This window comes from Roseburia sp. 831b, from assembly GCF_001940165.2.
In the GTDB taxonomy this organism is placed as follows: Bacteria; Bacillota; Clostridia; order Lachnospirales; family Lachnospiraceae; genus Roseburia.
Window position 1 is genome coordinate 2,182,692 of record NZ_CP135162.1, and the last position, 12,234, is coordinate 2,194,925.

Genomic DNA, 12,234 nt, shown 5'->3' on the forward strand with positions numbered 1-12,234 from the left:
ATCATAGTCTTGCTATGAACAGGACACCCTTGGTCTTGGCTGTATCCTTCCCACTACTAGGGCGGATTAGGAACTTTCATCCATTAGCGACGTGCGCCGCAAGGCGCACATAAAAGCCTCATAAATGGCTTGTTTTCGCCATTTATGAAGCTCTGTTTACTATTCAAACTCGACTTTTCCTAACTAATTTTATTTAGAAATTATTCTCTGCCGAGTATGTAAATCCTTTGATTATTTGATATATCCTACTAAATTTATAAAATTATAAAATTTATCGCAACGGTTTTTAAGTTTTTGCTTCTTGATTACTTAACGGCGGAAAAAGAATGTTTTCACATAGGGCTGTTGTTTACATGTCATTTTTTTGTTTTTTTAATTCTATACCCACCAGTACAACAGATAGCACAAACGCTGAAAAATCAGCAACAGGTCCCGCAAGCAATACTCCCATAATTCCGAAACGAAGCGGGAGCAGCAGGGTAAGCGGAATCAACAAAAAGGTCTGCCTTGTTAATGCCAACAGAGCACCTCTTAACGATTTTCCTATTGCGGTAAAAAAACTGGAAGAAAGCAACTGCACACCATTTACCAACACCATGAAAAGATAGGTACGCATGAACAAAACAGCAAATTCAAAATATAGCTCGTCCCCATCTCCGAATAGCGAAATGATAGATTGCGGGAAAAATTGAAATGCGATGAAAGCAATAGTGGAAACAACAAGGTTCCATTTTACCGCAAGCAGGTAAGCCTCCCGTACACGATGGTATTGCCCTGCCCCATAGTTGAAGCCGATAATCGGCTGTGTTCCCTGCGAGATTCCTACAACAATCGCAAGGATTATGGCATTTGTTTTCATAACGATTCCGCAAGCAGCTAAGGGGATATCTGATCCATATTTTGTTAATGCGCCGTAATAAGTCAACGAATTGTACTGAATGATTTGAATCACGGTAACTGCAATCTGGTTTGAGCTGCTGCTGATTCCCATGCTGCAAATTTTCATGCTTTGTTTGATGTCCAATAAAAACGACTCTTTTTCAAAATGGATTGTTTGGAAACGCCATAGGTAACGGAGTGCGAGTATGAAGGAAAAAATTTGTCCAATAACTGTTGCCCAAGCTGCGCCGGCAATTCCCCAATCGCAAACAAAAATAAAAATGGGGTCAAGAATGGTATTGATAATAGCTCCCACAACCATGCAGACCATTGAATACTTTGGTTTTCCATCTGCTCGAATCAAATTGCTCATACCATTCGTTACAATGAGAAACGGCATTCCAATCAATGTTATGCTGGCATACTGCTTTGCATATGGAAATACATCTGTCGTTGCCCCAAATGCCTTTAGGAGCAAAGACAGAAAAGTTTCTCCAACCAGCAAATAAATAATTCCGAAAATTCCCATCAGAACAATACCATTTCCCGCTGCTTTGGCGGCAGCTTTCGGCTCTTTGCGTCCAAGACAGAGGGAAACGCGGGAAGCACTGCCAATTCCGACCAGTAGTGCAATGGCAAGGCAGATGGTAGAAAACGGGTAGGCAACATTGGTTGCTGCATTTCCCAAATAACCGACCCCTTGACCAATAAAAATCTGATCCACAATATTGTAGATTGAGCCGACAAGAGACGCCACAATACTGGGAACAGCAAAATTTTTCAACAGCTTTGAAATTTTTTCATAGCCCAGAGGATTTTCAGTCATTGAACTCCTCCCCCTTTCTCTCTATATGGAGTTCCGATGTGATATTTCTGCCCGCCTGTATTAAGAAATCCATAAAAAGGTTCTGCTCGGATTCGCTCATACCCTGCAATAAAAGAGCTTCTGTCTTTTCGCATACCGTCTGTACCTCATCAATTACAGACAGCGCACGTTCCGTAGGATACAGCTTACACGTCCGCTTATCCTTATCATTTGGGGAACGCATAATCATTCCCTGCTTTTCTAATGCCGCAACTGTCCGTACAATATTGCTCGGATGAACATAAAACATATCCATTAAAGAATCCTGTAAAATGCCGGGCGAACGACAGATTTTGATTAAGAACATATATTGACTGTTGTTGATTCCATAGGGGGCAAGTTGCTTGTCCAAATAGATTTTGTAAAATCGGTCTGTTACGGAAAGCCATTTTAATAGTTTCATAGATATATTCCTCCTAACCACCAGTATCATAACGCAATATGCGTGCGCACGCAACTACTTTTAACATTATATCTGCCGCTTTGTCCTCCTAAACACAAATCAATTCTACATCTATAATCTCTACTGCTCTGCTACGAATATTATTCATTTTCCCGACCCATTCAAGCTGATTTTCTGCCTTTCATCTATTGTTTCGACTGCTTCTCTCTGTCTTTCAGAAAGACCTTCAAATATATCCATACAAGCACTCCTTTCCAAAAATAACGGTTTCAAATCAAACTATATAACACATCTTATCAAACTACTTGTCCCATAATCTGTACTTGTTATTTGTCACCCATTGATTCTTCTTTATCCGGAACATACTCCATAATCTCACCATAATCCGTCCCTAATTTTTTACATATTTTATCTAAAATAGGCATAGCAACATATTCATTTTTCCCAAGCTTTGTCATGGTATTAGGTGCTATTTCTGCTTTTTTTCTCAAATCCGCTCTGCTCATTTCTTTTTCGGCTAATTTTATCCACAATCGCTTATATGATACTGCCATTGCTAATCCTCCATATAAAATTTCATCAAACAATTCTATATCACATCATACCATATATCTAATATTTTCTCAATATTTTTTCGCACGTTCTCGCGACTTTCTATACTTCCTTCAATAGCCAATATTTCGATTTGTGAATCAATATTTTTCTATCTAATACATAACTGGAAGAGACAGAGGAATTACCTTCCTCTGCCCCTATTCCACATCTTATCTTCTGCTTTATCTTTACCAGCATCTCTACCAACACTCTCATCATAAATTCTCTGGAATTCCTCATACATTTCGTCTCCATCCAGCTTTATCCCAAGCCTTTTCATTACATCCGAGAACAACCATATGCTCCCACTAACATCAGCAATATCAAATCCGAATATATCAGCCTTAACAGAATCACTAATATTCTCATAACCACCAAGCTCTGATATCCTCCTGACAATCCAGCCAGCTTTGTCCACAGACACTTTTTCTTCAGATTCCATAAATTCACTTTTACCTGTTACATCAGTAATATCTTCATCCCTTCTTGCCGTATTTACATCAGACGCATTACGAATATCTGGCATTACAGACGTATTGTTCTGATTATTGTCTGGATTCACTACCTCAACATTCGTCTCCGGCTCAACAGCCACATCTTTCTCTGACACAGCCTCCTTTTCCATCCCCGGTATATCAACATCCCTGTCTGCAACGATTTCTTCTTTCCCAGACACCACATAATAAGCTGTATACAAATCTTCTTTCACAATGCCATCAGCAAGCTGCAACTGCTTCTTAATCCCTCTTTTCTCCTGCTTCAATTTGTCCAGTTCTTTCTGCACTCCCACATGCCATATCTGGTACTCACGATACTGCTCCTCGTTCTTAATATTCCGTTTCCGACTAGAACTTTCTCTGTATATCTCCTTCTGTCTGTCCTCAATCTGCTGGATCTTTTCTTTCTGCTCACTTATGAAATCCACAAGCTCCACAACACTTTTGATGTCATTATTTACAAGCAGCAGATATTCGTCCTGTAACTGATGAAACCTTTTCAAATCCTCTGTATACTTTGCTCCACCAACCTCAAAACGCTTCTGCTCTACAATCCTTAATCTGTATAGCTTTGCATAAAATTTCTTCTGATATGGTGACAGCTTCACTCTGTGCAATCCCATGATATCCGACGAATAAAAGTAAGGCTTTGCCATCCAAGGCATATCCACATAATGCCGTAACATATCTTCTGAAAACATCTCGTCCAGCTTTGCCAGTTTATGATAATATCTAAATCCCGGTGCCTGCACCTCCATCCACGCATCTTTCTTGAATACATATCCCAGCCGTTTCATCAGATATATAAAATGCTCTACATTCCCTGCTGCATACGCACACATCTTGGCATCTCTGAGAATTATCTCTTTCATTGACATTTCTCTTTCCCACTTGTCCCTGCTGATATTCTTAGGGTTCCTGCTGTACTCCGCCGGCATTATGGAAAGTCCAAGTTCATCACAATATTTATTTGTAATAGGCTGGAGATGATTCTTCCAGTTGCTTTTAGGTGAATTGTATTTCTTGCCAGTTGTCATACTGACACTATTCCAGATCAGATGTCCATGCATATGCTCCTTGTCAGTATGAACCGCATACACAGCCTCATAATCATCTCCCAGTAAATTCTTCGCAAAGTGCTCCAGCACATACATTGCCTGCTCTGCACTTACTTTTTCTTCCGGTGAAAATGATATGATCACATGATAGCCCTGCCTTTTACCCGTCTTATGAAAAATATTCTTTGTCTCTTCCATCTGCTCAAATGCTGTGTCCGCCAGGCAGTTAATACCGCCCACCAGTACACATTCTTCTGTCTTATCCGGGTTCTGGATATATTCCAAGGCATTCTTCAAGTGCGATGCCGGATTTCTGCCCTCTGATTCCTGTATATTTAAGATCTTTGTAATCGCCATACTTCCAGCACCTCCCCAAATGTTTTCTTTACATCATCCAGACTGTTCTGCAGCTTGTCAATGTCGCTGTAATACAACCTCCCATGTGAATTGCCAAGCTTTACCGCCTGATTAATATTATTTGCAATACCGGCAATAACACGGATTGCTCTTGCCCTGTCCTCAGGATAACTTGTATCTATATTGCCTCCTGTCCGGATTAATTCTCTTATATAGGCACTTGCTGTCATTCTCGTCCGTTTAAGTGCCGCTTTCAGAATATCCATATCTTTTTCTGACAGCTTCACCGATATCTTATAATCTTTCCTGTCAGACTTGTATCTTCTCTTTCCATCTGCCATACATTTCTCCCCTTTCGTAATTTTTCAATGCTGTATCAAACCAATCTCTTTTTATCTGTACCATTGCTTTTCATCCTTTCCAAAAGTTCTGCTTATAGGTTTTGCAAGATGCGGAAAAGGTCGGACCTTTTCCCGAAAAAATATAAACGCATCAGCGTTTACATAATTTTTCGTCTTGGCAGGAGCTCCTGCACCCTGTATATGATATGTGGTGGTTAATGTACCACCACGATTACTGATATGGTGGTTGAAGTTCCACCAGAGTTGTAAAGTGGTGGCACTTTTTGCCATCACTTTATTGTTTTGGTGGCATTTTCCGCCACCACTTTTCCATTTTGATGGCACTTTCCGCCACCATGACTTTTTTCACTCTGATTTGAGTGGTGGCGCTTTTTGCCGTCACTTTGCTGTTTTGACGGCGCTTTTTGCCCCCACTTTTGCATTTTGACGGCACTTTTTGCCCCCACACTAATGAAACTGCATCACCACATCCATAATAACGATTTCCTCTGCCATCATCCTGGTCTGTGTTCTTAGCTGTAACTGTTCCGTAAAGGAATTTGGATTCTTAGGCTTATGCTTTTTCAGCCACTTAGCTTCAATATCATCAAGCAGCTCATATGCTGTTTCATTGACTTCATTTGCTCTCTCTTCAAGCTCGCCGAACCTCACCAGGCTTTTATATCTCATTGGATATTCTTCCTTGATATATTTAATCCACATACGCCCATACTTTCCTGCATCTATATCTGCCTTTTCTGTTCCTGCAACAAGCACCGGATAAAAGATTCCATCCTTTTCTTCATACGGAATACCAAGCTTTTCAAATGTTGTTTTACTCATAATGATTACCGCCTTTCTCATCACTCTGCAGGATATCAAGCACATGCTTTAATGGAACCAGCAGTTCTTCAACTTCTATACCTCTGTCAGATTCATCTAACGTCTGTAATTCTTCCAGTATCGTATCAAGATGAACCTGTACTTTCTTTGCCACCTTTATTCCACCAACAACCTTGATTTCATGCTTCAGCAGACATTGGATGATATAATCCTGTTTTGAAAGTCCGCTGAGTGAAACCTTCACATTCAGCTCCTGCGCTTCCTCCGGTGACATCCGAAATGCTACCACAACATTTCTCCATCTGTTCTTGGCATCCAGCCTTTTCTCGCTCATAATAATCTGCTCCTTCCGATATAAAACCTTTTACTTAAGTCCACATAACATCACATCCATACATAATGCAAAACTCTCGCCGGCATGATTCATAATGTTTCGCATCGCCATTATCAGACTGCCTTGTACTTATCAATACTTATAATCTTTTCCGCAGCCGCATCCATATCAATCATAGGTGCTGTTTCCTCTGTCTGCATGATTTCTACATCATCATCCTGTTCTTCACAATCCTCAAAGCTCGCATTGACAGCATCAAGTCTGTCCGCCATTGCCACCTGCTTTGATGGAAACAGATGCGAATAACGATATGTGATATCAATGCTCTCATGACCTACCCTGTCAGCTATTGCAACTGCGGAGAACCCAAGGTCAATCAGATGTGAAATGTGCGAATGCCTTAGATCATGGATTCTGATTTTCTTCACACCGGATAATCTGCATCCACGCTCCATCTCATGATGAAGAAAGCTCTTTGTTACCAGAAAAATCCTGTCTGTTGGTTTTTGGTCATATAACATTGCAAAATATTCCTGCATTTCTTCCGCAAGGAATTTTGGCAGCTTGATTGTTCTGTTGCTCTTAGGTGTTTTCGGTGTTGTAATAACATCCTGCCCCTGCAGTCGCTGATACGATTTATTTATTCTGACTGTGTTCTTTTCAAAATCAAAATCTTCCATCGTAAGAGCAAGCAGCTCACCTAATCTCATTCCCGTCCAGTACAGCATTTCAAATGCATAAAATGAAACCGGCTTGTCAATCACCGCTTCGGAAAACTTCTTATATTCTTCAGTTGTCCAGAAAAGCATTTCCTTCTTTTCTTCCCTGCCCATATTTCCGGCCTGTCTTGCCGGATTTGATTTCAGATTATAAAACCTGCACGCATGGTTAAATATCGCACTTAAGATGTTGTGCATTGTCTTCTTGTAAGTCTGGGAATAACTCTTCCCATTCTCATTACGAAATGCAACCATCTCATTCTGCCACTTGCGTACATCTCCCGGTGTAATCTCATTCATCTTAAGATTCTTAAAATATGGAAGTATCTTTGTATCCACAATGTGTTCTTTTGTAAGCCAAGTGTTGAGTTTGACATAATTTTTCACATCCTCTGTATACAGCTTCCAGAACTCTCCAAATGTCATATCCAGATTATTCTCCTGCCGTATTTTGTAATTACGCTCATAATCCAACGCTTCTCTTTTTGTTGCAAATCCTCTCTTCTTTATCTGTTTATTTTCCCCGGTCCAGTCCTTACAATAGAATTTGACGAACCAGGTGCCTGTCTTACTGTCTTTATAAGCTGGCATATTCATCATCTCCTTCTTTTCATATGCAAAAGCAGATGCCTAAGCCGATATAACTTTTGCACCTGCCTCTGTCTCAATCTTCTTACCTGTTGCTTATCCTGCATCACTCATACCATAAATGCGTTCTTCAAAATATTTTCTGCTTACTTTTCCACGGATTACAATGTAACCCTTCTTTTCAAGTTCACTGTTGATCTGTCTCATAAGCTTGTATGCTGCGGATCTTGAAATTCCAAGAATCTGCATCACATCTCCTACTTCTAAAAACTTTTCGTTCATGCCCTTTCACCACCTTTCCATTAAAATTTGTTTTGGCGTTTCTCCATACCAGTTCTGCTGATGTCACAACCAGCCTCCTCACCTGAGATGATCTCCTGTAATACCGCCCGCTCCTGCTCGAGGTACTCGGTCCGCTTGGGGGAGTGTCTACATTCGCTCGATTCCTATGAATGTCCTGGCAAATGCCTGTTAGATTTCTGATACCGCTCATTCAGTTGTTTTTTTTCAATACCATACCGTATAGATAATTGAATTGGTATTATTCTATACCGTGTGGTATTGAATTGTCAAGTAGTTTTTCTAATGCTTTCGTATAGAAAAACTTCCATTTTCATTTTTTCCGTGTTATACTGTCTTTAACAGTCCATCAGGGACAGATAAACGGAGGTAACTACACTATGACAATTGGTGAAAGAATAAAGAAAATACGGGTATTCCGTAAAATGACAATGGACGAGCTGGGCGGTGCACTTGGATTTGAAGGCAAAAATATGTCGGTCCGTATATCCCAGTATGAAACCGGTGCCCGCATTCCCGGTGAAGATATGATTCTAAAGCTTGCTGATGCTTTGCACTGCAATTACAAGGCAATCTCTGATTACAGCCTTGGTGCTGCTGAAGATATCATCGAAACACTTTTCTGGCTTGAAGAAAGTGCCACATCTCTCCCGGCACGTGGAAAAGGCACAAGATTTCCAGAGTATACAGCTCCCGGCAACCTGATTCATCTGACTGCAATGACACCTGCAAAACCTTCCGAGACTGCCAGACCAACTTACAATGAAGATGATTATGACAGTGCAGGCTCACCTGTCGCATTAACTTTTGAATATGGATTGGTAAATGATTTCCTTTCGGAATGGTGTGAAATGAAAACGAAATTAAATAATGGAGAGATTTCTCCTAACGAGTATTTTGAGTGGAAAATAACATGGCCTCATGCGTGAAACATAATGTCATCCGCTGTGCACCATCTCGATTCCGCTTCGCTGCATCTCGATGGAGGGCGTTCGCCCTATATGAATAGAAACCTGCTGTCTATGGAATGCAAGCATTCCAAGCCATCAATTTTCTATTCCCGCACAACTCACTTTAGTACCAAAATAGTACCACAAGGCAAAAAACAAGCTCGCAAATGCCCATTTTACTAGGCTTTGCGAGCTTTTGAAAATTATTCAAACTCCGCAACGGGTTGATGGAATGACCTTTTTCTCATGGTTTTTGTTAACATATTTGTTAATCTTTTATTCGTATTATCTGTATTATATATCTCCTATTACTCAAACAGTACTGTAACAGTACTTTAGTCTAAAGACAAAATAAATAATAACTCTTTACTTGAATTCTTGTTCTCCTTACCTGTAACCTGATAATTATGATTTATTTCTTTTACCTTTACATCTCCAAATGCAGACAACATTTCTTTAATAGCATCCGGTTCTGGTTTAACTCTTGTATTTTGGCTTAATACTATATATCTAGTTTTATCTTTCAAAACCGAAATAAGAGTTTCCATATTAGTCAAAAAACTATCTTTACTTGTAAAATCCATGTGAGATAATTCTCGCCCAAACATAGCATCATACAATCCATAAAACGCATCATAATTATTCATAGTAGAAGGATATGGTGGATCCATATAAACAATATCTACATTATCAATATTTTCTGCTAGTTCCATAACATCCATATTTTTTACACAGCATTGCTTACCCTCAAATATCGCATTATTGTATGAATCAAGATTATCTATCATATGCTCGGTAAACGATTGATTATGGTACGCCCTACGTCTTTTATATTTTTTATAACTATATTCTTCATCCCGTAACAATTGAATTTGATTCCACGGTACATTCATTCTAGAGTATGGAAGTTTTCTTATCATCGCACGACGCAAGAGCGCTAAAAACATATACCTTTCATATCCTTCAAGTTTATCAGCTATAGCTAATAATCTAGATAATTCATCTATTTCCTCCGGATAATACAATCGATCTGATAAAAACTCTATTCGCTTCCGTATACTTTTTAGACTATTACTGTCAATGTCATACTCAAAAACATCACGTGATAGTTGTGTGCTATTATTCTCAATCAAGGCCTTCGCAATCACTACATCCGCAAATAGAATATCATTTGAAATGACCGAATATCCTGCCTTTTTTAATGCATAAGAAACTGAACAGCCTCCGGCAAATATATCTAGTACAGTCCCTTCTTTTACCGGCATTTCACTTATTATCCAATCAACTATTTTTTCTTTATTACCAATATAGTTAACCTTCGGATACTTAGGCATTTTTCAAAGTCTCCTTTACTTGTTCTGCAAGCAAATAAGCCAGCCTTGGAGGTACTGCATTGCCAATTTGTTGCTGTATTTGAATGGAACTACCCTCAAATATAAAACTATCATCAAATGTTTGTATCCTTGCCAGTTCTCGACAGGTCAAAGCTCTATTCTGATTATAATGAAATATTTTCCTCATATCCCCTGTCACACAAACAGAAGGCTTTTTACTATCATATCTAATATATTTCCTAACGTCTCCTGATTTCGGTCTTATATCTTCCGGTATGTCATTTCTATCTCCGCCATCTTTTACATAACTCATTTTTTCCAGCATCTGCTTTGTATGCTTCATTGCCACGTGATTTGGTATTTCACTACTTTCTCCACTCGATAATCTCGGAAGATCTCCAATAACGTCTTTAATAGTCAAAATTTTGTCTGATTTCTGCGGATATTCAAATTCAGAATTCAAATCTTTTCTTACACCCACAATAACTATTCTTCTTCTCTCTTGTGCTATTTCATAATTCACAGTATTAAGTACATCCCATTTGATGCAATATCCGCAATTTTCAAAGGCTCCTACTATTTCTTTTATTGTTTTTCCTTTTAAATGAGTGGCCATTGCAGCCACATTTTCCATAAGAAATACTTTGGGCTTAATTGTATTAACAAAACGTACAAATTCTTTAAACAACCTGTTTCTATCGTCATCAACAAATGTTCTACCTATATTCCCTGCAATTGAGAAGCCCTGGCAAGGAGGACCACCAATGATAACATCTATATCCTTGTTTCCAACAAGTTTTTTTATATCCTCATTAGATATATTTTTAATATCGTCAACCAATAATTTATGTGATGGAAAATTTCGCTCATAAGTTTTTGCAAAATCCGGATTAAACTCAACCGCAAAGACATTTTCCATTCCTGCCTTATCAAAACCCGCAGATAAACCTCCTGCACCACAAAATAAATCAATATAATTAAAAGCCATTATTGTTCTCCGTTTTTTTCTAGGAATAATCTCCTATGATACTCTAGAAATCTCTTTCTTTCATCATTTAGCACTTTTTTATCTAAATGCATTTTTTCTAACTCAACACGAACTGTTGCATCAACATTTTTTCCTATTAAAATATTTCCTTGGTCATCAAACGAAATATCATGTTTGTCGAAATACTGATCTGTATTCGGCGATAGTAACAACGCGTTATTAACATCATAGGCTAATTCTTCTTTTCCTTCATCAACACATTCTTGTTTAGCCTTTATATGTGAATCGCGTAATCCTTTATAGGGTTTTTTCTCCAAATAGCAAATTGCATCACCATATAGTCTCACGCTTTCTTCAATTAATTCTTGACGATGAATCCTCAGTTTAATCGGGTCGCAATGATACTTACCATCATACTCATCTTCAACAATATCCGGATCATCCGCAAAATATATTTTTTTAGAATCCGAACTTACTTTTAAATCGATAAACTTTTTCAAAAAAGAAATCAAATGGCCTTTTTGATTATATTTTCTATCAATAAAATCATCAGCTTCTGACGCACGGAACTGACTATCTAATTCTTCTCTAGTCATATAACCTTTAGGATATAATTCAATATCCGTATACATCAATGCTTGTATGTCATTATCTGAAAGTTGCTTGTTTTTATCCAATGTACGAAGTAAAAAACCCATATGGTTTAATCGCCTGTTATCTACTGTCACGCCAGATGCAAATGACGAATTTTCATAAAAAATTTTAGAAAAGATAATTTGTTTTTCTTCTTTATTTGTAGTGTTTATAAACTTTTTTGCAAGTGGATGGTATCCTTTAAGCATAGGATACACAAACCCCAATTTCACAAACTGATTAATTCCTTTTCTCGCAGTTATTTTAGCATCCGCAATATCTCCTTTAAAATCAAATGCCGTTACCATCTTTTCTTGTAAATTATTATATAATTCACTATCCTCAAATCCGTCATCCAAAGCTTCTAATTCAGATTTATTCGCATCTATATAATTAATTATAATTCTTAACGCATTAAAAAAATTTTGTCCGTAAATATCTGTCCATTGTGCAGTTATTTTCCAATAATCCTCATACTGCTCATGACTTCTTCTTTGCTTAGATTTTCCCATTATATGCCCTCCTAAATAATACACTCATTGTTACTTATA

General features: G+C 38.3%; 15 protein-coding genes. 1 reads left to right on the forward strand and 14 read right to left on the reverse strand.

All coding sequences use genetic code 11. The features are described from left to right. Positions 1–349 precede the first annotated feature (349 nt). The 11 genes from BIV16_RS09895 to BIV16_RS09945 all read right to left on the reverse strand — a co-directional run bounded on the left by BIV16_RS09895 (position 350) and on the right by BIV16_RS09945 (position 7,760). Positions 350–1,705 carry an MATE family efflux transporter gene (locus BIV16_RS09895; RefSeq protein WP_075680657.1) on the reverse strand — a complete coding sequence of 452 codons (1,356 nt, stop codon included), beginning with the start codon at positions 1,703–1,705 and terminating at the stop codon, positions 350–352. Beyond that, a complete protein-coding gene (locus BIV16_RS09900) occupies positions 1,698–2,147 on the reverse strand; it encodes a MarR family winged helix-turn-helix transcriptional regulator (RefSeq protein WP_075680658.1) in 450 nt (149 codons plus the stop codon). The genes BIV16_RS09895 and BIV16_RS09900 overlap by 8 nt, the downstream gene beginning before the upstream one ends. Positions 2,148–2,235: 88 nt before the next feature. After that, positions 2,236–2,295 (reverse strand): TnpV protein, encoded by a 60-nt coding sequence (locus tag BIV16_RS09905; RefSeq protein ID WP_253292202.1) that lies wholly within the window; start codon positions 2,293–2,295, stop codon positions 2,236–2,238. Between the two features lie 178 nt (positions 2,296–2,473). Further along, the gene (locus BIV16_RS09910) at positions 2,474–2,701 is read right to left on the reverse strand and encodes a helix-turn-helix domain-containing protein (RefSeq protein WP_075680659.1); all 228 of its coding nucleotides are present in this window, start codon (positions 2,699–2,701) and stop codon (positions 2,474–2,476) included. Between the two features lie 182 nt (positions 2,702–2,883). Further along, on the reverse strand, positions 2,884–4,653 hold the full coding sequence (locus BIV16_RS09915) for a relaxase/mobilization nuclease domain-containing protein (RefSeq protein ID WP_075680660.1): 1,770 nt from the start codon (positions 4,651–4,653) through the stop codon (positions 2,884–2,886). Then, positions 4,632–4,994, reverse strand: a complete 363-nt coding sequence (locus BIV16_RS09920) for a plasmid mobilization protein (RefSeq protein WP_075680661.1) — start codon at positions 4,992–4,994, stop codon at positions 4,632–4,634. Before BIV16_RS09920 ends, BIV16_RS09915 begins: the two co-directional genes overlap by 22 nt. 51 nt (positions 4,995–5,045) lie before the next feature. Next, positions 5,046–5,339, reverse strand: coding sequence for a hypothetical protein (locus tag BIV16_RS09925; RefSeq protein WP_143524750.1), 294 nt, complete (start codon positions 5,337–5,339; stop codon positions 5,046–5,048). A gap of 123 nt (positions 5,340–5,462) precedes the next feature. Further along, positions 5,463–5,837: a TnpV protein gene (locus BIV16_RS09930; RefSeq protein ID WP_075680663.1), complete on the reverse strand. Its 375-nt coding sequence runs from the start codon at positions 5,835–5,837 to the stop codon at positions 5,463–5,465. Next, entirely contained in the window at positions 5,830–6,171 is a 342-nt protein-coding gene (locus BIV16_RS09935; protein WP_075680664.1) for a plasmid mobilization protein, read from the reverse strand. Before BIV16_RS09935 ends, BIV16_RS09930 begins: the two co-directional genes overlap by 8 nt. Before the next feature lie 113 nt (positions 6,172–6,284). Next, positions 6,285–7,481, reverse strand: a complete 1,197-nt coding sequence (locus BIV16_RS09940) for a site-specific integrase (protein ID WP_075680665.1) — start codon at positions 7,479–7,481, stop codon at positions 6,285–6,287. Between the two features lie 93 nt (positions 7,482–7,574). Beyond that, positions 7,575–7,760 (reverse strand): AlpA family phage regulatory protein, encoded by a 186-nt coding sequence (locus BIV16_RS09945; protein ID WP_015560978.1) that lies wholly within the window; start codon positions 7,758–7,760, stop codon positions 7,575–7,577. 398 nt (positions 7,761–8,158) lie between these two features. Here BIV16_RS09945 and BIV16_RS09950 point away from each other — a divergent pair, with 398 nt between their 5' ends. Continuing rightward, a complete protein-coding gene (locus BIV16_RS09950; RefSeq protein ID WP_022292935.1) occupies positions 8,159–8,707 on the forward strand; it encodes a helix-turn-helix domain-containing protein in 549 nt (182 codons plus the stop codon). 356 nt (positions 8,708–9,063) lie between these two features. Here BIV16_RS09950 and BIV16_RS09955 read toward each other — a convergent pair whose 3' ends face one another. Genes BIV16_RS09955 through BIV16_RS09965 form a run of 3 tightly spaced genes read right to left on the reverse strand, consistent with a single transcriptional unit; the run spans position 9,064 to position 12,195 of the window. Beyond that, positions 9,064–10,062, reverse strand: coding sequence for a DNA adenine methylase (locus BIV16_RS09955; RefSeq protein ID WP_075680666.1), 999 nt, complete (start codon positions 10,060–10,062; stop codon positions 9,064–9,066). Beyond that, positions 10,055–11,050 carry a DNA cytosine methyltransferase gene (locus tag BIV16_RS09960; RefSeq protein ID WP_075680667.1) on the reverse strand — a complete coding sequence of 332 codons (996 nt, stop codon included), beginning with the start codon at positions 11,048–11,050 and terminating at the stop codon, positions 10,055–10,057. Before BIV16_RS09960 ends, BIV16_RS09955 begins: the two co-directional genes overlap by 8 nt. Further along, entirely contained in the window at positions 11,050–12,195 is a 1,146-nt protein-coding gene (locus BIV16_RS09965; RefSeq protein WP_075680668.1) for an HNH endonuclease signature motif containing protein, read from the reverse strand. Before BIV16_RS09965 ends, BIV16_RS09960 begins: the two co-directional genes overlap by 1 nt. Between the last annotated feature and the right edge of the window lie 39 nt (positions 12,196–12,234).